This window comes from Nocardia sp. NPDC051030, from assembly GCF_040683015.1.
Classification (GTDB): domain Bacteria; phylum Actinomycetota; class Actinomycetes; order Mycobacteriales; family Mycobacteriaceae; genus Nocardia.
In genome coordinates this window covers 553,965-575,115 of the sequence record NZ_JBFBCD010000004.1, presented here as the reverse complement: position 1 = coordinate 575,115, position 21,151 = coordinate 553,965, and the positions used below count along the sequence as shown (strand labels likewise).

Sequence of the window (21,151 nt, the reverse complement as noted above, 5' to 3'; positions counted from 1 at the left end):
TTGTGAGCACCGTAATCGACGACGCACCCTTCACCGGGTTCCACAAGCGGCTCGCCATCGCCTGTTCCGGCGGGCCATTGCTGGACGGGTACATCCTCAGCATTGTCGGGACCGCGCTGATCGGTATGAAGCCGGAACTGGGTCTGAGCACCGCCGACGTCTCGCTCATCGGTGCCTCGGCCCTCATCGGAATGTTCATCGGCGGCGCGCTTTTCGGTGTGCTCACCGACAAGATCGGCCGCGAGGTCATGTACACCGCCGACCTGGTGGTCATGGGACTGTGCTCGATCGCCTCGTTCTGGGCCGAATCCGTCTGGCTCATAGTGATTCTGCGCTTCATCCTCGGCATGGCGGTGGCCGCCGACTACCCGATCGCCACTTCATTGCTGGGGGAGTGGTTGCCGATCAAACAGCGAGGCCGTCTACTCGGCTTCCAGATCATCGCCTGGTACGCCGGATCGGTTCTCGCCTATGTGGTCGGCTACCTCTGCCTCACCTTCGCCGGAGACGGCAGCTGGCGCTGGCAATTGGCCAGCGGATCAATCCTCTGCGCGTTCTTCCTGATAATCCGCCAGAGCACCGCCCCCGAATCCCCCCGCTGGCTGGCCCAGCACGGCAAGGCCGACAAGGCCGCCCGCATGGTCGAGAAGTACCTCCACGTGCGCATCGCACCCGAAGACCTGATCGAGTCGAGCCTCGACGGCCAGCCGGTCAATCACGGATCGATCCGCGAACTCTTCGGCCCCCTCTACCGCAAACGAACCATCTTCTGCTGCGGCTTCTTCCTCTGCCAGGTGGCGGTCCTGTTCGCCATGCTCACCTTCGGCCCCCAAATCCTCTCGGCCTTCGGCATGCCCGCAGGCACCTGGATGGACACCCTCGGCACAGCCTTGATCAGCATGGTCTTCCTCATCGGCTGCTTCCCCGCCCTCCGAATGATCGACACCATAGGCCGCCGCCCCACCATCGTCTGGTGCTTCGGCCTGATGATCATCCCCGTACTCCTCATAGGCATCTGGCCAAGCATGCCCACAATCCTGGCCTTCGCCCTCCTATGCCTATACGCCTTCTTCTGCGGCGGCCCCAACGTCCTCGACTGGACCTACCCCAACGAACTCTTCCCCACCCACATCCGAGCCACCGCAGTAGGTTTCGCCACCTCGATCAGCCGAGTAGGCGCAGCCCTAGGCACCTACCTCCTCCCCTGGTCCCTAGACCACCTAGGCCTAGGCCCCACCTTCCTCTACGCCGCCCTCCTAACAGCCATAGGCTTCCTGATCTGCCTATGGGGCGCCCCAGAAACCAAGGGCCGCACCCTAGAATCCGCAGCCGCATAACCCCTCGCCTGACGCGATCAGACATTGCGGCCAGGTTCAATGGCCCGGCTCGGCCTTCGGCCATCGCTTTCACAACCGCACACCCCCGGAGGGTCGGCTCGGGGAGCGCGCTACGCCAACCGCAGAGCAAAAGCTTGTTGCGTGGTGACGTCGCCTGCCGTACCCGACTTGAGCTCCCCCATCGGGAGCCGTCCTCTCTCGTACCAGCCTGGCTGAAAGGTTGTGGTCCCGTTCCGGGACCAACAACCAAAGAGAAGAGATGAAAAGACAAGGGCGCCCGGACGAGATAGAGAAAAAGAGCAAAGAGACAAGAGCCAAGACCATCGAGCAGCCCGAAATGTCCGAACTAGCATCCGCCGCTACGCATCTCAGAGGTAGAACACGTTCAGGAGGGACATGAGGCTGGTCTAACCGGACAAAACCCCGGCTCATGCCCCCTCTCGATGAACGGGCCACCGCAACACGCCGACGCCCGTCCCGACTCGGGCTTGCTCGCGTCCGATTCGCCGGATTCCCTGGCTGGGCAGGCGTTCAGTAGGACATGAGGCTGGGGTAATCGGACAAATCCCCGGCTCATGTCCCACTCGACGAAGGGACGGGTCTCGAGTCTTGATCTCGAGTCTTTCAACTCTTTCTCGTCCGGGCGCTCTTATCTTTTGGTCTTTGATCTTTGGTTTTGGTTGTTGGTCCCGGAACGGGACCACAACCTTCCAGCCAGGCCGGAATCGCCGGACAACGGCACCCGATGGGGGAGCTCAAGCCGGGTACGGCAGGCGACGCCACCACGCAACAAGCTTTTGCTCTGCCGCTGGCGTAGCGCGCCTCCCGAGCCGTCCGCGAACCCGCTACTCCGACAACGCCATTGCGGCGTGCACGAGCTGAGGGTCGAGGGGCGCGCCCGGGAGCGGATGGGCCGCGCTGGTGCGCAGGCCGTCGAGCAGTATGGCGACATGCCGCCGCCAGGCGTCCGGCGCGGTCGCGTGAATGCATCGGTGGCGCGGACGACCGCCGGAGCAAGTCGCTATCAGTGGCCACAGGCTTGCGATATGTCCTCAACGACATATATCGTGGTTGTTGTGGGTGAACTGTTCTCCGTAGAGATCGAGCCCGAAGTCCGAGACTGGCTGGAGGCGCTGCCTGCCAGGCATTTCCTCAAGATCGACGAATACGTCGGTCTACTCGCAGAGCAGGCAGAGTCGCTCGGTGAACCCTTCGCCCGATACCTTGGTGACGGGGTCCGTGAGCTGCGTCCAACAGTTGATGGCGCGGCCATCCGCATCACCTACTGGCTCGCGCCGGGCCGGCGTGTCATTCTGCTGACTGTGTTTCGTAAGACGCGGCGTCGCGAAGACGCCCAAGTCAGACGTGCTTGCGCAGCGGGGCACGAGCCCGCCCATCAAGAATTCGTCCGCAATATAGAGAAAGGAGAACTGGACCGATGAGCCACGCACGCTGGAAGACCCTCCGAGAACGCAAACTTGCCGAGGGTCACGCCGAATCCGACGACATCGCCGAAGCCCGCCGCGAAATCCGGCTCTCCATGGCACTGGCCAAGGCCGTCTACGACCGCCGCACCGAACTCGGCCTCACCCAGAACGAACTCGCAGAACGCGCGGGCCTGACTCAGGCCAAAATCTCGCGTATCGAAGGCTCCGACACCATGCCCACCCTCCCACTGCTCGCCAAGTTGGCGGACGCCCTCGACGCCACCCTGAATATCGCCCTGGACGCCGACGCCACCCGAGTCCACTTCACAAGTCACACCGACGCCGCCTGAGGGCGGGCGGCCGTATTGTGCCCGCATTGTGCCCGCATCCGGGCGCGCTACACGGATGGGTCCATTCCCGGTCAGTCGCGCCGCCGCGCTGCGGCTGCTCACTCCGGCTCAGCTGCTGCACACCTTGCTACAGGCAATGGCCGAACGAGGCTCAGGCGCAATTGTTTTCGCGCAGGGATCCTCGGCGCGGCAGCCGAATGCCCGGTTGGCCAGCGTCGGTGTGCCGCAAGCGGGACTGGTCAACTACCTGGTTGCCGCGGATGCCGAGGTACGTGCGCGTGGTGTCCGTGTCGGCAGTCTGCAAATCGGCAGTCTCATCAAAGGCAGTGCCGCCGAACAGCTTTTCGACGCCGGTCACTTCGACGGATTCGATCTCCCCGAGGTTCGCCGGGTCACGCCGGACGTGCTCGCCGACGCCGTGTACGAGATGGCCACCACCGATACGGAGGTCGAGCGCGCCGCCTGACGGACCGTCATGAAATCCCGGCTCGCAGGGCCGGGATTTCGCCGTGAGAGAAGGTATCTCTTTCGAGGGGAAGCGGTTTCGCGGTGGGGCTAGGCTTCGACGATGAGTGACGAGCCGGTGCCCAATGGGACGCTCTCCGGGACGGCTCGGGTGGAGGCGTTCAGTGATGGGGTGATGGCCATTGCTATTACCTTGCTGATTCTGGAGATTCGCGTTCCGCCGCATGAGCCGGGGCATCTGCTCGAGGCGTTGGGGCATATTTGGCCTGCGTATGTGGCGTACTTGGCCTCGTTCATGACCATCGGCGTGATCTGGATGAACCACCATAGTTTCTTCGGGCGGTTGCGCAGTATCGATCATGCGCTGCGGTGGTGGAATCTGATGTTGTTGCTGGGGGTTTCGATCATTCCGTTCCCGACCGCGGTGGTTGCGGATTACATCACGCATGGGACGCATCGTGATGCCGTCACCGCGGTCACCCTGTACGGAATCGTCGGGGTGATGATGACCGTCCCCTGGGCTCCTATGTGGTTTCGGTTGATCAAGCGGCCGGAGATGTTTCGGCCGCCGTATGACGCCGAGTTCGCGCGCAGGGAGAGTTGGCGGGCCTGGCCCGGGATCTTGGTTTACGCGGTGTGCATCGGGATCGGGTTGGTGGCGCCGGAGGTGGCGTTGGTGCTGTTCCTGTTGGTGTCGGTGTTCTACGGGATCACCAACCGGGGGCGGACGTCGGCCGATCAATCCGGGGTCGAGTAGTAGCCGAGGTTTAAGCGGATGTGATTAACTGCATTCAGTCGGCGAGTGGAGTTGCGATGAGTGTGGTCAGAGGACCGGTCACCCAGATTGCCTGGGTGGTGACGGACATAGCGGCGAGCGAGAAATACCTGGGCGCGATGCTCGGGGGAGGCAAGTGGACCCGCATACCGGATGTCGCCTTCGGCCCCGAAAACTGGACCTACCGAGGCGAACCCGCGGACTTCACCGCCCACGTCTCGATGACCTACCAGGGCGATACCCAGCTCGAACTCATCCAGCCCGTGCGCGGAGCCTCCATCTACGCCGAATTCCTGGAGCGCGGCGGACCAGGCCTGCACCACATCTGCTTCGAGCCCGAAGATTTCGACACCGCGCTGAAAGACGCTGCGGCACAGGGCGTTGGCGTGGTGCAGCAGGGCAGCCTGGGCGGCGAAATGCGATTCGCCTACCTCGACGGGGCCGCGGCGGGCGTGCCGTACATCGAACTCGCCGAGGTCGGACCGAACCTGCGCAAGCTCTACGAGAAGATCAAGAAGGACGCGGCGTGAGCGCACAGATTCCGGAAATCGTCGCAGCGGACTCGATCGGCGAGTGGAACGGCGAATTCGATGTGGTCGTCGTCGGATTCGGCATCGCGGGCGGATGCGCGGCCGTGGAAGCCGCCGCGCAGGGCGCACGCGTGCTGATCCTCGAACGTGCCGGAGTCGCGGGCGGCACCACCGCCCTGGCCGGTGGCCACTTCTATCTCGGCGGCGGTACTGCGGTTCAGCAGGCGACCGGGCAGGCGGACTCGGCCGAGGAGATGTACAAGTATCTGCTGTCGGTCTCCCGCGACCCGGAACCCGAGAAGATTCGCGCCTACTGCGACGGCAGCGTCGAGCATTTCGACTGGCTGGAGGCCCTGGGCTTCGAATTCGAGCGCAGCTACTACCCCGCCAAAGCGGTGATCCAGCCCGGCACCCAAGGGCTCATGTACACCGGCAATGAGAAGGTCTGGCCCTACCGCGACCAGGCCGTACCCGCACCGCGCGGGCACAAGGTGCCGGTACCCGGTGAGACTCAGGGCGCCGGCATGGTGATCGAACTGCTGGTGAAGCGGGCCGCGGCGCTCGGCGTCGAGGTCTGGTACGAAACCGGCGCGACCCACCTCATTGTGGACGCCGACGGCACGGTGGTCGGCGTGCAATGGCGGCGACCCGGCGAAACCGGTGCGGTGCGGGCGAAATCGGTGGTGCTCGCCGCCGGTGGCTTCGTCATGAACGCCGATATGGTCGGCGAACACGTGCCATGGCTGACCGAGAAGCCGTTCGTGCTCGGCACCACCTATGACGACGGCCTCGGCATCCGGCTGGGCATCTCGGCGGGCGGCGCGGTGCGGAATATGGATCAGGCCTTCGTGACCGCGCCGGTGTATCCGCCATCGCGGCTGCTCACCGGAATAATTGTGAACCGCGAGGGCAAACGCTTCGTCGCCGAGGACTCCTACCACTCGCGCACCTCGGCCTTCGTGCTCGAACAGCCCGGCGCCGCCGCGTATCTCATTGTCGACTCCGCCCATATGGAGCGGCCCGAATTCCCGCTCGCCCCCTTCATCGACGGCTGGGAGACCGTCGAGGAAATGGCCGAGGCACTCGGAATCCCCACTGAAGCACTGCAATCCACCCTGGACAGCTACAACGAGCACGCCCGCGAGGGCGAGGACCCCGACTTCCACAAGGGCCCCGAATGGCTCCAGCCGCAGGACACCGGACCCTGGGGAGCGTTCGACCTGACCCTGGGCAAGGCGCTGTACGCCGGATTCACCCTCGGCGGCCTGCGCACCTCGGTGAACGGAGAAGTGCTGCGGGACAATGGCTCACCCGTTCCCGGCCTGTATGCGGCCGGTGCGACCTCCTCCACCCTCGCCCAGGACAGCAAGGGCTATGCCAGCGGCACCCAGCTCGGCGCGGGCTCGTTCTTCGGCCGCCGCGCCGGGCGTCACGCCGCCAGCCGCTCCAGCTGACGCAGGAGTTCGGAGGCGGCGATGGCATCCAGCGCACCGAATTCGCCGCCACTGAGCTCCACCGCGACAATGCGCTGCTGCTCGGCCTCATAGCGGTAGCCGCCATGAATGCCCGGGTCCAGGAGCACCGAGACCCGGTGTGACATACCGAACCGGCGATAGATGCGGTCGTAGTCCAGTTCCCACCCACGCTGTCGTAGTCCATACAGCTTGCCGGTGGCCAACGGCCGATCCACAAAGCGGGACAACCGATTCGAGGCCGACTCCTCGGGCGTGAAGCTGTGCAGGCTGCGATCGAGCTGATCGAACGGTTGCAGCAGCTCGTAATCCGCGAACAATTCGCGCCACTGCCCGAGCGAATCGCCGAGGTGCAGGGGATGCGCCACGCCGACCAGCGCATCATCGGGAAGCTCGAAGCGCTCGTCGCCGAGATCGGCGAGCGTGCGATCGGTTTCCACCCGGAACGAACCGGTCACGGTTCCCTCGGTATCGAAAATGGCCCACACCAGGCGGCGCGCCAACTGCCCCAGCACGGGATGCTCGATTATCAGCTCGCGCTGTGCGCCCGCCCGCCAGCGGCGGCCATCCACCATGGCCGCCTCGAACCGCCGGATCTGGTCGGAGGTCACCGTTTTCAGTTCCTTCGTGAAATCTCGGAAGGACTGATAGGCGACGGGTGCGAGTGCGGGATCATCGGCGGCACTCGGTTTCGGCAGGGTGCGCAGCCGCGAACCGTCCGCCGTCACACTGGGCCGCATTTCCTGATCGACGCCGATATGGAAGTGGCGCGCACCGTAATTCAGCGTCAGCGTGCTGTCGCCGGACAGGCCCAGATGCGGGACGACCCGGTCGGCCAGCTCGTCATCGCTCAAACCCCGTGCACGGGCAATGACTTCGACGTGCTCTGCGGCCCGTGCGCGCAGACTGTCGGAGCGGGCCCGCTTGGCGATGGCGTGCAGGTGCATGAGTGCCACCTCACCACCGATGGCCGCCAGGGTATTCACTCCCTCGAGCGCTCGGGCATGCGCGGATTTGCTCGGCCATAGCGTGATGAACGGGACGAGCCGCCGCACGGTGTCGTCATTGCCGAGCCGTCCGAGCGCGTGCAGCACCCAGCCGCTCTTGCTCGGGTAGGCGGCCAGCTGCCAGGCGTCGAAGATCGCCCACGTGAACTCGGCCAGGGAATCGGGGTCGACAGTGTCGGCCACCGTCGCCAACCCGGGATGATCGCCCTCGGTGCCGCCCGCCATCAGCATCGTAATGAACTGTGCGGCAGCGGCTTCCGGTAGTGCGGTGCGCGACTCCCGCAATTGGATCTGCGGTAGCAGCGCGGGCACCAGCCAGGTGGGGGGTTTGGGGGAGCGGCCCTTGCGCTCGGCCGTCAGGACCTCCGGCAGCTGATCCGCACTCGCATCGGGCAGCCGCGTCGATGCCTCGAGCAATGGCACGGCCGCCGGATCCGCGTGTTCGGCAATGAGTTCCGGATGAGCGTGCGCATGCACCCGGAGAATTCGGATCACCACCGGCGAGCTCGACTCCACGGCCCGCCGGGACAGCAATCGCAGGGCGCGCCGCGGATACCTGTCCGACGCCTTGGCGACCTCGGCCGCGACGTACTTATTGTCGATCCTGTCGAGCAGCGCCAGGTATGCCACGTCCTGCGGTATCCGGCCGAGAATGCCTGCGAGCCACTGGATGCCTCGGCCGACCGGGTCCGTCTGGCTGAAGTCCTGCACGATCAGCGGCACGGCTGCCGGGCCGAGCTGGGTCAGCATGCTGTAGTGCTGCTCGCGGCGGTCGTAGTGCCTGGGCGGCGGCGCGATCATCAAGAATCGGGTGAGCTGCTCGGGCGTCGTCACGGCGGTGATCAGCATCTGCAAGGGGCTGGCGTCGCGATCCAACCCGTCCAGTGCGAGATCCGCCTCGAGCCAATCCTGCTGTTCGGGAACCAGATATGAGGTGGCCAGTCGTGCCCACACCGTGCCGGGCTCGGCGCGCAATTGTGAAAAACGTTGCACCACAGCGTGATACTCGTCGTCCGGTGCCGCGGCGAGGTGTGCTCGCACCCGTTGCGCCATGCGGTCGAAGGGATACCGGTTGCCCGCATCGCCGGGGCCCACCGTGCTCAGCGCGGTGTATATCGTGCGATCCGCTGACTGCAGTCGAGCCAACCGGAGTTCGCGTCTGCGGACCACGGCTTCGGCGGCGAACATCAACCCGTGCTCCAGCAGCCAGCTGTCCAGAAACGGGTCGATGATCTCCCGCTCCACATGTTCGGCATGCGTGCCCGCCACCGCTCGGCAGCAGGTCCACATATCGTGCTCGACAATGGCCCAAACTACTGCCGCGCCAGCAGGTTCAGCGCTGCTGTCCGAGGTGAAGTACGCGTATCCGGCATCGGCGATCTCGCCCAGGCCGTTCTCCCGGGCGGTATCGAGGGCGGCGCGAATACTGCCCCGGTACTGGCGGAGGATCTTCATCAATGCTGACGGGCCATCCGGATCGATCCGCCGCGGCGGCACGGTGTTCAGGCCGCGGAACGGCTCCGCCTTCGCCCGCCAGTCCGCGGGCACCGACCACGTGTCCTCATCCGTCATGTGCACGATTTTGCCGTTGCGCACCGACAGTTTCGTCGGTGGCTGCCGGTAGTGTGCTCGATGACGCCTGGGGATGGGCGTGGCTAGTCACATGATCATCGTCAATTGGGGGATATTCATGCGTCTGTCTCGGTATGGAATGGGTTGGCGGACCGGTATTGCGGCCATGGCGGCGGTACTGCTGGCGGCGTGCGGGGGATCGGACGCCGCCCGGGATTCGAATCAGTGGCTGGAGGAGTTGGACAGTCCGCGCGTGCAGTCCTGGGTGGCGGCGGAGAATGCCAAGACGCTCGGGATCCTGGAGAAGGACTCGCGCTATGCCGACAATCTGGCGCAGGCCACGGCGATCGGCAATGCGCCCGATCGGCTGCCGAACCCACGCTTCGTGAATGACGTGATCGGTAATTTCTGGCAGGACTCCGAACATCAGCGCGGCATCTGGCGGGAAACCACGGTCGCGGATTACGAATCGGCACAACCACAGTGGAAGACCGTGCTGGACCTCGACGCGCTGGCCAAGGCGGAGGGCCGGAACTGGGTGTGGGAGGGGATGGACTGCGATCCGGTGACTCGCATCCACTGTCTGGTGCAGCTGTCCGAGGGCGGTGAGGACGCGGTCACCGTGCGCGAATTCGACCGGTCCATAGGGCAATTCGTGCCGGACGGGTTCGTGCTCGAGCGCGGCAAGCAGTACACCTCATGGCTGGACGCCGACACGCTGCTGGTGTCGCGGGAATGGCAGCCGGGGGAGAAGACCGTCTCGAGCTATCCGTATGTCGTCAAGCGCTGGCAGCGGGGGCAGTCGCTGGATCAGGCCGTGGAGCTCGTGCGCGGTGAGCAGTCCGACGGATTGGGCACCGCGCCGGTGGTGTTGGACAGCGGCAGCGGCAAACGAGTCGGTCTGGTGGTGCGCCGCCCGACCTTCTACGAGGTGCAATACAGCCTGCTCGGCGGCGATGGGCAGCCCGTCCGGCTGGCCTTGCCGCCGAAGGCCGACGTGGAAGGCATGGTCGGCAATCGGGTGCTGGTATCGCTGCGCCAGGACTGGACCACCGGTGGTGCCACCTTCGGATCCGGATCGCTGATTTCGCTGGATGCGAGTGAAATGGCCAAGGACCCGGAGCAATTGCGGGCCACCCTCGTCTACGCGCCCGGCCCGCAGGAGACGGTGCAGAGCGTGCTGACCACCCGTGATCACCTGGTGCTGACCTCGCTTTACGACGTGAAGGGCCGCGCCACCGTCTACACCCCGCAGCCCGACGGCACCTGGACCGGAGCGCCGATCCCCTTGCCGGACAATGCGACCGTCACCGCCGTGGATTCGGACACTCGGGGCGATATCGCGTATCTGTCGGTGACCTCGCTACTGGACCCGGCCACCATCTGGCGCGTGAACACCGCGACCGGCGCGGCGAATCCGGTGAAATCCGCACCCGCGCGGTTCGATTCGTCCCGTTTCGTGGTCGAGCAGATCAAGGCCCCCGCCCCGGACGGCACCCAGATCCCCTACTTCATCGTGCATGCCGCCGATATGAAGTACGACGGCTCCAACCCGACCATCATGTACGCGTACGGCGGTTTCGGTATCTCCTCGACCCCCGGCTACAACGGCCTGCTGGGCAAGGCGTGGCTCGAGCACGGCGGCGCGTATGTCATCGCCAATATTCGCGGCGGCGGCGAATACGGCCCGGCCTGGCACGATGCCGCCCTGAAGACCAAGCGGCAGACGGCATTCAGCGATCTGGCCGCAGTGGCCGACGATCTCATTGCCCGCAGCATCACCACGCCGAGGCATCTGGGGATTCAGGGGCAGTCCAATGGCGGCCTGCTCATGGGCGTCGAGTTCACCCAGCATCCGGAACTCTGGAATGCCGTCGATATCGGGATTCCGCTGCTGGACATGGTCCGCTTCGAGCAGATCGCGGCGGGCGCGTCCTGGGTGGGCGAATACGGTTCCGTTGCCAACCCGGACGAACGGAAGTTCCTCGAATCCATCTCGCCCTACACCCAATTGAAGTCGGGCGTGAAGTATCCGGAACCGTTCATCTGGACCACCACCAAGGACGACCGTGTCGGGCCACAACATGCCCGCAAGTTCGCCGCCCGACTAGCCGAGCTCGGCGACCCGTACCTGTTCTACGAGGCCACCCAGGGCGGCCACGGCGCGGGCGCGAATATCGACGAGAAGGCCCGCACCAACGCCCTCGAGTACACCTACTTCATGCGGAACCTGATGTAGCCGCGTCGGTCAGTCGCGGGCGATGAGGGAAAGCGCCATGGGCACGAGCAGTTCCACCAGGTCCGAGACCGGCGGTCGCGGGTCGGAGAGGAGCCATTCGTGAGCGAGGCCATTGACCGCGCCGATCAGCGCGCTGATGGCCAGCTCCGGATTGACGCGGGCGTGCGCTCCCGCACCGGCGAGCGGTTCCACCGACATCAGTAGGACGTCGGTCCACCGGTGGCGGCGGGCCCGGCGGTGCTGCTCCATGCGCTCGCTCACGCCGACCACTTCGACGAAGGCCAGCTTGGCGCGATACGGGTCGGAACCGATCGAGACGAGGAAGGAGGACAGCACCCGGGTGACGGTGTCTTTCGCGTTCGGATTCGGGCCGACATCGCTCAGGGCCGTGGCAAGGGCCGCGGTGGCCTCGTCCTGGATCTGGTCGTAGGCCGCGACCAGGATGTCCTCGCGGGTCTCGAACTCCTCGTAGAACTGGCGCTTGGACAGGCTCGCGGCGGCGCACACGTCGGCGAGTGAGCAGTTGGCGTAGCCGCGCTCGCCGAAGATGCGGATGGCCGCGTCGAGGAACCGCTGTCGGCGTTCGGCTTTGCGCTCGGTGACGGCGCGGCCGCCGTACTGTCTGCCCGCGATGGTGGTCACCGTCTGCCCTCGAACTTCACGCATACCAAGGTATCGGCAGGCGTTACGGATTCAGCGACGGGGACGCAACCCGTCCAGCAAATGCGTCACGGTCTCCTCGAAGAGGCTGTCCGCCTCCTCGGCCGGAATGAACCCGGAACCGACGAAAGCGGCCAGGCCCTGGAGTGCGGCCACCGCCGACAGGCAGATGCGCCGGGGGTCGCCGGGTACCACCTCGCCGCGCGCCTGACCATCGGCGATCATGCTGAACGGCGTGGCGAAGGCGTGCGTCACCGCCTCCTCGATGGCGGGCGTCTGCCGATGCTTGCGCGCGAACATGAGCGCCAGCAGGGCCGGATTGTCGATGGCGAAACGCAGGTAGGCGCGGGCCATGGCACGCAGCCGATCCAGGAGAGTGCCTGTCGCCGCGGCCTCCTCGAAGGTCTCCCCGAGCCGCTCGAATCCGGCCACGGCCAGCGCGTCCAGCAACGCCTGTTTATCGCGGAAGTGCCGGCTCGGCGCGGCGTGACTGACCCCGGTGTCGCGCGCGAGCTGCCGCAGCGACAACCCGTCCACCCCGGCGCGGCGTAGCAGAGCCTCGGCGTGGCGCAGTAGTTCGGCACGCAGGTCGCCGTGGTGATAGGAGCGCGAGCTGACGATGGGCATGGTGAGAGCAGGATATAGGACACACTCGGGGATGTTGGCATTGACTACTTTGTAGTCGCTGCCTACATTTGCCGTCATGGCGAAAGACAGTGTCGTGAAAGGCGATCGACCCGGCGTACCCCTGCGCGGCTGGATCGTCCCCGTCTTCGTGGTCTCCCTGCTCGCGGCGCTGATGGGCACCATGTACCTCGGCTACACCTCCGATCCGGACAAGAACCTGCACGACTTCCCGGTCGCACTGGTCAATTCGGATGACGGCGATGTGCTCGACGGGCGCACGGTCAATATCGGCGATCAGATCTCCGACGCGCTGACCTCGAAGATCCCGGCCGACAAGATCGACCTGCGGCTGATCGGATGGAACGAGGCCCGGCGGCAATTGCAGGACGGGCAGATCTACGGCGCGATCGTCATTCCCAGTGACTTCAGCAAGCGGCTGTCGATTCTCGCGGCCGCCTCGGTGGTGCCCGGCGATGTGGAGCGGCCGGTCATCTCGGTGCACACCAACCCGAGGGCCGGTACCTACGCCTCACAGATCGTGCAGCGCGTCACCGATCGCGCCATGAAGCAGGTCAATGCCACCGTCGGCACCCAGCTCACCGAGCAGGTCAAGGCGAAACTCCAGCCCGCGCCCGGCGCGGCTCCCACCGAACTCAGCGGTGCGGCGCGCTTGCAGCTTGCCAAGCCCATCGATGTCGTGGTCAGCCCGTACCGTCCGCTGCCGGAGGGCACGGGCCAGGGCCTGTCGGCCTTCTTCTACACGCTCATCCTGCTGTTCTCCGGATTCAGCTGCGCCCTGATCATTCACGCCATGGTCGACAATGTGCTCGGCTATGTCCCGGCCGAATACGGGCCCTGGTACCGGCATCTGCAACCGGTGGCCATCAGCCGCTGGCGCACGCTGATCGTGAAGTGGGCCATGGCCGTGATCGCCGCGCCCATCATCTCGGGCATCTTCCTCGGCATCGCCACATTGATGGATATGCCGATCGACCACCCGCTGGCGCTGTTCCTGTACGGCACGCTGGCCATCAGCGCGGTATCGGTGACGGGCCTGTCGATCCTGGCGGCGTTCGGCACCGCCGGGCTGCTGGTCAACATGATCGTGTTCGTGATCCTGGGCCTGCCGTCCTCCTCCGGCACCATTCCGATCGAGGCGACCCCGCGCTATATCGCCTACCTGGCGCACTTCGAGCCGATGCACCAGATCTACCTGGCGGTGCGCTCCATCCTGTTCTTCGACGCGCATCTCCAGTCGGGGCTCGGCACCGGCATCTGGATGACGGTGTTCGGGCTGGCCCTCGGACTGGTGCTGGGCGCGGTCGCCACCCATGCGTACGACCTGCGGGGGCTGCACCGCCTAGGCGTGTCGCACAAGACCACTCCGGGCGCGCTGGTGGAGTAAGTCCACGCAGATCGCCTCATCGCCTGGAATCGGGCCTCCCGCACCCCGTTCGAACCGGACCTCCCCAAATCCATTGGCCTGGTGGAAGACCCGGAGAAGGGCGTGAGCGGCCCGATCTGGGTGCGCGGCGGCACCCACCCGCACCATGCGTGCACGACGGTCAACGGGACTCCAGCCGGGCGTTGAATATTCGGGGAGGCGGTAAGAGCCCTTCGGCCCTGGTTGTTGTAGAGCTGTGACGGCAGGATTGGCCCTGGGCGTCGAATAACTCATCGCACAAGCGATGATCTTGGGGCGGTTCGTTCATGAGTACCTCACAGTTCGACCAGTTGACCGGCCAGTTCCTGCGTGCCGTACGGGATTCCGGTGGCGGGATGACGGCGGTGTGCGCGGCCTGCGTGCGCGTGTTACCCGTGCGGCGCGCCGCCATCGTGCTGGAGGAGCGCGACGCCGGTATGCAACCCTGGTGCGCCAGTGACGAATTCGCCGATCGGGTGGAGGCGGCGCAGGCCACGGCGGGGGAGGGCCCGGCGGTATCGGCGGTGGCGGATGGGGCACCGGTGGTCGTCACCGATCTCGCCTCCGATTGCGAGCACTGGCCGGGATTCGTCGAGGCCCTTGCCGGTGCTCGGGTGTCCGGGTCGCTGCTGGCGGTCCCGCTGCGGCTGGGCACGATTCGGCTCGGCGCGGTGGATCTGTACCGCGATGCGGTCGGACGCCCCGGGCCGCGAATGCTGGCGGCCGCCCTGCATATCGCCGATCTGGTGACGGCCAGTCTGGTGCTGACCGCTGCGGACGGGACGGGGCAGTGGGCGCAGCCCGCGTCGAGTCAGCGGATTCATCAGGCGGCGGGGATCACCAGCGCCCAGCTCGGCATCGAGATCGGCGATGCCTATGCCCGCCTGCGCGGATATGCCTTCACCCACGGGCTTTCGCTGGTGGAGGTGTCGCAGCTGGTGGTGGACAGGTGTATAGCGATCGAGGCCGAATAACCCGCAACTGTTCCGCGAAGCAGTCGTCGGACCATACGATGAACTGACGGCAAATGCGGCACAGTACTTTCGTGGCGGACGCTTCCGGCGCTCGTCCTTGCGGGGTGATGGCGGTGTCCGAGAGTGAGTTGCTGGTGGCGGTGCTGGCGAGGTTCGCGCGGCTGTTACCGGCGGCACACGAGTTGCCGCATATCGTGGACGAGTTGATGCGCAGCGCGGTCGAGGTGCTGGCGCCGGGCGGGGTCACTGTGGCGTTATCCCCGGAGCTATCACCGGATAAGCCGCACGGCGATCAGCACCGGTCCGACCGGTCGGACCACTTCGGCGGCCTGCCCGAGGAACTCCTCGATCTCGAAGTCTGCCAACGCGACTGCGCCCGGGGCCCCGGAGTGGTCGCGCAGACCCGGGGCGCACCGGTCACCGTCACCGATATCGGCCGCTACCACGATATCTGGCCTGAGTACGCGAGTATTGCTGTGCAGCACCGTATTTCATCGGTCGCGGCGATCCCCATGCGGCTCGATGACACCGAAGTCGGTGTGCTGAGCCTGTATTCGCTACGAGAGCGCCGCTGGTCGGCCCAGGACCTCTCGGTCGCGACCCTGCTCGCGGGCATGGCGACCGGTCACATTGTCACCACGAATCTGGTGCAGCGGCACCGCCGCGTGACCGAACAGCTCCAGCACGCACTGGTCAGCCGGGTCGTGGTGGAGCAGGCCAAGGGCGTCATCGCGCATGCCAAGCACACCACGCCCGACGCCGCCTTCGAACTGATTCGCGCCCATGCCCGCCGCAATCGGGTGACCGTGCACGCGGTGGCGCACGGCATTGTCGAACTGGGACTGCGGATCTAATCCGACACGCCGAAGCGGGAGAGTAGCCTGGACAGTTGGCGGAACCGAAAGCCCCTGTCCCCGGCCGGTTTCGAAAATGCCGCAGCGGAAACAACAGTGAAGACTTCATCAGCCGTTCACGGCTGGTGGCCGTCCCAGTACCCGACGGTTCAGTCGACCGGTCTGCATTCATACCCGTCACCCTGGGGGCAAGCGTGAACGTGTCACGAGCACAGCATGATTCCGCGCCGTCGCCGGCGCTATCCGACCGTCCAGCCCGTCCCCCAGGCCGTACCGGCCAATATGCTCGCCGCGCCAGCCAGTACGACCTGCTTCTCACCGCTGTCGCCACCGGCGATCGTGCCGCCTTTGCCGAGCTGTACCGCATGACCCGCGGTCTGATCTATACCCGCATCCTGCCCATAGTCCGCGATCCCGGCTATGCCGAGGAGACCTGCCATGAGGTTTACCTGCAGGTATGGCGCAGCGCCGCCGCCTTCGACCCGCGGCGCGGCAATGCCCTGACCTGGCTCACCACCCTGGCGCACCATCAGGCCGTGGACCGGGTGCGCCGCGAGTCCACCGCCGCCGGACACGAGAACCGCTGGGGCATAGTCGATTACCGTCCGGAGATCGATGTCGTCACCGAGGAGATCATGCGCCGCCACGAAGAACGCGCCGTCCGAACGGGTTTGGCCGCCCTCACCCCGTGTCAGCGCGAATCCGTGGTGCTCGCCTTCTACGGCGGCCTCAGCTATCCGCAGGTCGCCGCCCGCCTGGGCATCGGCCTCCCGGCCGTGAAGGCCCGCATTCGCTCCGGTCTGAGGCAGTTGAAAGTCGTTCTGGCGTAATGGAAGACGGTTCCACCGGGAAAACGCGCGCCGTCCTGACTCCGGTGCCGCGGCTGCTGTTGGCGGTCTGGGCCCGGCGGATCGCCGCGCGCCGGAGCCGATGCCGCGTCCTCAATGCGCTGCGGTGGCCTTGAAGCCCTTGGGTACCAGCACGAAGGTGAGCACCGTGACCGCGCCCACCATTGCCGCGGAGATCCACGAGGTGGTGGTCAGCGCGGAATCGTAAGCCTGCTGGGCTATTTCGAGCACCCGCGCGCCGGTCGTGCCGCCGATCTGATCCGCGATGTATGCCGCTCCGCCGACCGACCCACGGGCCGTCTCGAGTTGATCACCCTGCAATGGGAGGCCGATCATATGGTTGACGAACAACCGGCCGTGAATACTGCCCAGCAGCGCCACGCCGAGACCGATGCCGAGCTCATAGTTGGTCTCCTCCACCGCACCCGCCTGCCCGGCCCGCTCCGGCGGCACCGCCGACACCAATACGGCCGCGGCCGTGGTGATCGCGATACCGTCACCGATGCCGAGCGCGACCAGGATCATGGCGACCAGGGGGTAGGTGGTTTCCGGAACTGCGGCCAGCACGGTGAAACCGATTGCCAGCGCGCCCAATCCGAATGTCATGAGCGCTCGCACGCTCACTCGTTGCAGCAGCCACGGCGTGGACAGCGATCCCAGCAGGGTGGCGATGGCTGCGGGCAGCGTGCGCAGGCCCGCCTCCGACGGCGTGTAACCGTGAATGTATTGCAGCCACAAGGAGATCAGGAACAGCGCCGCGCCGATGGCGAGCATGGCCATGAGTGTCCCCAGCGCGGCCGCGGTGAAGGCGCGATTGCGGAACAGCCGCACATCCAGCAGCGGATCCGGCGAACGCAGCTGCCGGTAGGCGAACAACCCGAGCAGCAGCACCGAGGCCGCGAAGATCAGCAGATCGACCGGGGCCGGATTGCCCTTGGCCACATGCTTGATGCCCCAGGCCAGTGCGATGATGCCGAGCACCGACAGCACCGCGCTGAACCAATCCAAGCTGCCGTGCTGCGGGGCACGGTACTCCGGCAGCAGCCACAGTCCGGCCGCCACAGTCACGATGACCACGGGAACATTCAGCCAGAATGCCGCCGACCACCCGAACGCCTCCACCAGATGACCGCCGACCAGCGGGCCGATCGCCGCGCCCGCACCCGCCACCGAGGCCCAGATGCCGATGGCGAGTGTGCGTTCCCGGTCGTCGGTGAAGATATTGCGAATCAGCGAGAGCGTGGACGGCATCACCATCGCGCCGCCCACCCCGAGCAGCGCCCGCCCCGCGATCAGCTGCGCGGGCGCGTGCGCGGTGGCCGCGACCACCGAGGCCAGCCCGAACAGTACGAATCCGGCAATGAACAATCGCTTGCGCCCGAACCGGTCACCGATCGCCCCGCAGGTGATGAGCAGACCGCCCAGTACCAGCCCGTACAGGTCCACGATCCACAGCTGTTCCATGGGACTGGGTTCCATGTGGTCGATCAGCGAGGGCAGCGCGACATTCAGAATGGTGGCGTCCATGGCGACCAGCAACAAGCTCGCACACAACACGGCGAGCATGGCCCACCGGCTGGTACTCGGGGTGGAGCCCACGTTCCCGCCTCCTCGATTCGGTGATCTCAGCTCACGGCAACAGCGTGGCTAAGACTACAAGGCAGGCAAATGACAGCGTTCGAATGAGAGCGGCCCGCCGCGAGGATCGCGGCGGGCGCTGTCATACGAGCGGTCCGGGCTACCCCCGAAGATTCCGCGAGGGTTCGGGGTACTGACCCTGCGGGTTGGCCGGGGGCTCGGGGGTGTAGCCGCGATGCAGGCCGGTCGCGCCGTGCGCCCCGAAGGCCGCTTCGGACGCATTGCTGTTCTGCTTGGCCAGCAGATCGCGGATCTCGGCGAGCAGCTCGAGCTCGGTGGGATCGGCCTTCACCTTCTCCGGCTTGATCATCCGCGACTTGAGGATGCTCATCGGGTGGATGAGCACGAAGTACAGGACCGCCGCCACGGTCGCGAAGTTGATGATCGCGGTAATGATCGGCCCGAGCGCAATGAACGTGGACGGCTTGTCGGCCATCAACTGCACGCCGAAGCCGAATTCGCTATTGCCCCCGATGGTGGCGAGCAGCGGCTCGATCAGCCCCTTCGTCACCGAGGTGACGATCGCGGTGAAGGCGGTACCCATGACCACCGCCACCGCGAGGTCGATGACATTGCCCCTCATCAGGAAGCCTTTGAAACCCTTGAGCATGACGCTGCGTAATCCAATCCGAGACTGTTCATTCGACGAGCACCGTGTGATTATCCGCGTTCAACTCTAGAGGTTGACGGTGATCACATGAATCCGCCACTTCAGCTTCCGCGTTCGGCCCGGAAGGTGCGAACCAAGGCCGCGCACATGGCCAGCATGACCACGCTGAACGGCAGTGCGACCAGGATCGCCACCGTCTGCACGGTGGTCAGCGCCGCGGTGCCGCTGCCGCTGGCCACCAGCAGCGCGACCGCCACCGCACCCTGCGCGCAGGTCCAGAACGCACGGCTCCAGGTCGGCGGCGACGGATTGCCTCCCGAGGTCAGCATGCTCACCACCAGCGCGCCCGAATCCGCGGAGGTGATGAAGAACAGCACGATCACCAGAATCGCGAGACCGGCCGTGAGGGATCCGCCCGGCAGGGTGTGCAGCAGGGCGAACAGCGCGCTGTCGCGGTCGGGCCCGTCCGGCCCGATCAGCCCACCGCCGCCGAACATTTCGCGATGCAGGCCCGCGCCGCCGAACACCGCGAACCAGACGAAGGTCAGCAATGTCGGCACCAGTAGCACCCCGGCCACGAACTCCCGCACGGTCCGCCCGCGCGAGATGCGCGCGATGAACACACCCACGAACGGGGCCCAGGAAATCCACCAGCCCCAATAGAACACGGTCCACTGCTGCGTCCACGCCGTGCCGGTCGGACCCTCGGTGGCCCCGGTGTAAAGGCTGATCTTGGGCAGGCTCTGGAGGTACGCGCCGAGGTTCTGCACCAGGTCATTGACGATGAACAGGGTCGGACCGGCCACCAGCACGAACAACAGCAGCATGCCCGCCACGCCCATATTCGCCTGCGACAGCAGCTTGATGCCCTTGTCCACGCCGGTCACCACCGACACCGTGGCCAGTGCCGTCACCACCACGATCAGCACCACCTGCAAGCCCTTACCCGGTTCATGCAGCCAGCCTTGGTAATTCAGCCCGGCCGAGATCTGGAGAATGCCCAGCCCGAGCGAGGTCGCCACACCGAATACGGTGCCGATCACGGCGACCACATCGATGACATCCCCGCGCCAGCCCCGAATCCGGTCGCCCACCAGCGATTCCAGCGACCAGCGAATCGACACCGGTCGTCCCTTGCGGTGAATCGAGTAAGCGATGGCCAGGCCCACCACCACATAGATGGCCCAGGGGTGAATTCCCCAGTGCAGGAAGGTCTGCACCATGGCGGCATCCGCGCGCTGTGCGGTCGTCTCGCCGACGCCCGGGCGCGGATCGTCGAAGTGGAACAGCGGTTCGGCCACGCCCCAGAACACCAGGCCGATACCCATGCCCGCCGCGAAGAGCATGGAAAGCCAAGCGCCCATGGTGTATTCGGCGCGCTCGCCATCATCGCCGAGGGTGATATCGCCGAAGCGGCCCACGCCCAGCCAGATCGCGAACACCACGAACAGCGTCACCAGGACGATGTAGTACCACCCCAGCCCGCTGATCACATTGTCCTGCAAGGCTTTCGCCTGATCGGCTGCGGTATCGCGAAAGACGATGGCGTACACGGTGAATGCCGTCACCACAATGGCCGCGGGCCAGAACACCCTGGGCGCGAGCGACGCCGAATGATGGGCCGGGGCCGGTTCGGCGGCGTCGGATGACCGACCGGATCGTTCGGAGGAACTATTCGGCGGTGCGCTCACGTGGAATGTCCTCCGTGGTGGGTTGATCGAGCCGGTTGGAGATGCGGAACAACCCCGATCCCGGGCCGTCGAGCCCGGGATCGGGGTTGCCTGAACTACTTTCCGCCGACCTTGTCCTTCATGGCGGTGACGATCTCGTTGACCGCCGCCATGACGTCCTGGGCGGCGTGTTCGAGATTCGCGCGCACCGCCTCGAGGGTGCCTTGCAGATCCTCGGTATTGATCTTGTCGGCGAATGCCTTTGCCATATCGGCGAGTTCGGCCGCCGCATTGGCGGCCTTGTCGGCGAGTTCGGCGGAGGCGGCGCTGGCCTTCTCGGCCAGCTGTCCCGCCGCCGCTTCGGCCTGATCGCCGAATGTATCGTTCGTCGGCATCTGGGTGCTCCTACTTCGAGCCGCCGAGCCGTTCCTTCATTTTGTCGACGAACCCGCCGACCTTCTCCTTGACGTCCTCCGCCGCATGCTTGAGCTTGTCTTCCATTTGCTCCGCCGCGCCCTGGGCCTTGCCTGCCGCGTCCGAGGCGGCGTCGCGCGCGTCCCCTGCCGCGTCCTTCGCCTCATTGGCAGCGTCATTGATGTTGTCACCGAAAGAAGACATCGAAACCTCCTTGCGTATGGTCACGCCCCGGTCGGGCGCGCATCCAGGACAGTCC

20 protein-coding genes are annotated in these 21,151 nt (G+C 65.8%); 12 read left to right on the top strand and 8 right to left on the bottom strand.

Features of this window, described 5'->3' with window-relative positions; translation table 11 throughout:
• The first annotated feature begins 2 nt into the window (after positions 1-2).
• The 7 genes from AB0N05_RS16285 to AB0N05_RS16255 all read left to right on the top strand — a co-directional run bounded on the left by AB0N05_RS16285 (position 3) and on the right by AB0N05_RS16255 (position 6,338).
• The gene (locus AB0N05_RS16285) at positions 3-1,337 is read left to right on the top strand and encodes an MFS transporter (RefSeq protein ID WP_364693780.1); all 1,335 of its coding nucleotides are present in this window, start codon (positions 3-5) and stop codon (positions 1,335-1,337) included.
• Between the two features lie 1,076 nt (positions 1,338-2,413).
• On the top strand, positions 2,414-2,779 hold the full coding sequence (locus AB0N05_RS16280; protein ID WP_364693777.1) for a type II toxin-antitoxin system RelE/ParE family toxin: 366 nt from the start codon (positions 2,414-2,416) through the stop codon (positions 2,777-2,779).
• Positions 2,776-3,114: a helix-turn-helix transcriptional regulator gene (locus AB0N05_RS16275; protein ID WP_364693774.1), complete on the top strand. Its 339-nt coding sequence runs from the start codon at positions 2,776-2,778 to the stop codon at positions 3,112-3,114. The genes AB0N05_RS16280 and AB0N05_RS16275 overlap by 4 nt, the downstream gene beginning before the upstream one ends.
• A 55-nt stretch (positions 3,115-3,169) precedes the next feature.
• The gene (locus AB0N05_RS16270) at positions 3,170-3,580 is read left to right on the top strand and encodes a hypothetical protein (protein ID WP_364693771.1); all 411 of its coding nucleotides are present in this window, start codon (positions 3,170-3,172) and stop codon (positions 3,578-3,580) included.
• A gap of 102 nt (positions 3,581-3,682) precedes the next feature.
• Positions 3,683-4,336 (top strand): TMEM175 family protein, encoded by a 654-nt coding sequence (locus tag AB0N05_RS16265; protein ID WP_364693768.1) that lies wholly within the window; start codon positions 3,683-3,685, stop codon positions 4,334-4,336.
• A gap of 56 nt (positions 4,337-4,392) precedes the next feature.
• Positions 4,393-4,884 (top strand): VOC family protein, encoded by a 492-nt coding sequence (locus AB0N05_RS16260; protein ID WP_364693765.1) that lies wholly within the window; start codon positions 4,393-4,395, stop codon positions 4,882-4,884.
• The gene (locus tag AB0N05_RS16255; protein ID WP_364693762.1) at positions 4,881-6,338 is read left to right on the top strand and encodes an FAD-binding protein; all 1,458 of its coding nucleotides are present in this window, start codon (positions 4,881-4,883) and stop codon (positions 6,336-6,338) included. The genes AB0N05_RS16260 and AB0N05_RS16255 overlap by 4 nt, the downstream gene beginning before the upstream one ends.
• Here AB0N05_RS16255 and AB0N05_RS16250 read toward each other — a convergent pair.
• Positions 6,314-8,935 carry a DUF4132 domain-containing protein gene (locus AB0N05_RS16250; protein WP_364693759.1) on the bottom strand — a complete coding sequence of 874 codons (2,622 nt, stop codon included), beginning with the start codon at positions 8,933-8,935 and terminating at the stop codon, positions 6,314-6,316. The two genes, AB0N05_RS16255 and AB0N05_RS16250, sit on opposite strands and share 25 nt — an antisense overlap.
• Positions 8,936-9,053: 118 nt before the next feature.
• On the opposite strand from AB0N05_RS16250, the gene AB0N05_RS16245 reads away from it, so the two are divergent.
• Positions 9,054-11,174, top strand: a complete 2,121-nt coding sequence (locus AB0N05_RS16245) for a prolyl oligopeptidase family serine peptidase (protein WP_364693756.1) — start codon at positions 9,054-9,056, stop codon at positions 11,172-11,174.
• A 9-nt stretch (positions 11,175-11,183) separates the two neighbouring features.
• Here AB0N05_RS16245 and AB0N05_RS16240 read toward each other — a convergent pair whose 3' ends face one another.
• Complete coding sequence (locus tag AB0N05_RS16240) at positions 11,184-11,840, bottom strand: TetR/AcrR family transcriptional regulator (protein WP_364693753.1); 657 nt, start codon at positions 11,838-11,840, stop codon at positions 11,184-11,186.
• A gap of 27 nt (positions 11,841-11,867) precedes the next feature.
• The gene (locus tag AB0N05_RS16235; RefSeq protein WP_364693750.1) at positions 11,868-12,461 is read right to left on the bottom strand and encodes a WHG domain-containing protein; all 594 of its coding nucleotides are present in this window, start codon (positions 12,459-12,461) and stop codon (positions 11,868-11,870) included.
• 76 nt (positions 12,462-12,537) lie between these two features.
• On the opposite strand from AB0N05_RS16235, the gene AB0N05_RS16230 reads away from it, so the two are divergent.
• From AB0N05_RS16230 to AB0N05_RS16215, 4 genes are all read left to right on the top strand, one after another.
• Entirely contained in the window at positions 12,538-13,866 is a 1,329-nt protein-coding gene (locus tag AB0N05_RS16230) for an ABC transporter permease (protein WP_364693746.1), read from the top strand.
• 305 nt (positions 13,867-14,171) lie between these two features.
• Positions 14,172-14,858, top strand: coding sequence for a GAF and ANTAR domain-containing protein (locus AB0N05_RS16225; protein ID WP_364693743.1), 687 nt, complete (start codon positions 14,172-14,174; stop codon positions 14,856-14,858).
• A gap of 113 nt (positions 14,859-14,971) precedes the next feature.
• Complete coding sequence (locus AB0N05_RS16220; protein ID WP_364693740.1) at positions 14,972-15,712, top strand: GAF and ANTAR domain-containing protein; 741 nt, start codon at positions 14,972-14,974, stop codon at positions 15,710-15,712.
• 194 nt (positions 15,713-15,906) lie between these two features.
• The gene (locus AB0N05_RS16215; RefSeq protein WP_364693737.1) at positions 15,907-16,542 is read left to right on the top strand and encodes a sigma-70 family RNA polymerase sigma factor; all 636 of its coding nucleotides are present in this window, start codon (positions 15,907-15,909) and stop codon (positions 16,540-16,542) included.
• Positions 16,543-16,653: 111 nt separating this feature from the next.
• Here AB0N05_RS16215 and AB0N05_RS16210 read toward each other — a convergent pair whose 3' ends face one another.
• The 5 genes from AB0N05_RS16210 to AB0N05_RS16190 all read right to left on the bottom strand — a co-directional run bounded on the left by AB0N05_RS16210 (position 16,654) and on the right by AB0N05_RS16190 (position 21,096).
• On the bottom strand, positions 16,654-18,159 hold the full coding sequence (locus AB0N05_RS16210; protein ID WP_364693734.1) for an MFS transporter: 1,506 nt from the start codon (positions 18,157-18,159) through the stop codon (positions 16,654-16,656).
• Positions 18,160-18,298: 139 nt separating this feature from the next.
• The gene (gene mscL, locus AB0N05_RS16205; RefSeq protein WP_364693732.1) at positions 18,299-18,808 is read right to left on the bottom strand and encodes a large conductance mechanosensitive channel protein MscL; all 510 of its coding nucleotides are present in this window, start codon (positions 18,806-18,808) and stop codon (positions 18,299-18,301) included.
• Positions 18,809-18,909: 101 nt separating this feature from the next.
• Entirely contained in the window at positions 18,910-20,499 is a 1,590-nt protein-coding gene (locus AB0N05_RS16200; RefSeq protein WP_364693729.1) for a BCCT family transporter, read from the bottom strand.
• A 95-nt stretch (positions 20,500-20,594) separates the two neighbouring features.
• Positions 20,595-20,873, bottom strand: coding sequence for a hypothetical protein (locus AB0N05_RS16195; protein WP_364693726.1), 279 nt, complete (start codon positions 20,871-20,873; stop codon positions 20,595-20,597).
• Between the two features lie 10 nt (positions 20,874-20,883).
• On the bottom strand, positions 20,884-21,096 hold the full coding sequence (locus tag AB0N05_RS16190; RefSeq protein WP_364693723.1) for a CsbD family protein: 213 nt from the start codon (positions 21,094-21,096) through the stop codon (positions 20,884-20,886).
• Positions 21,097-21,151: the final 55 nt, after the last annotated feature.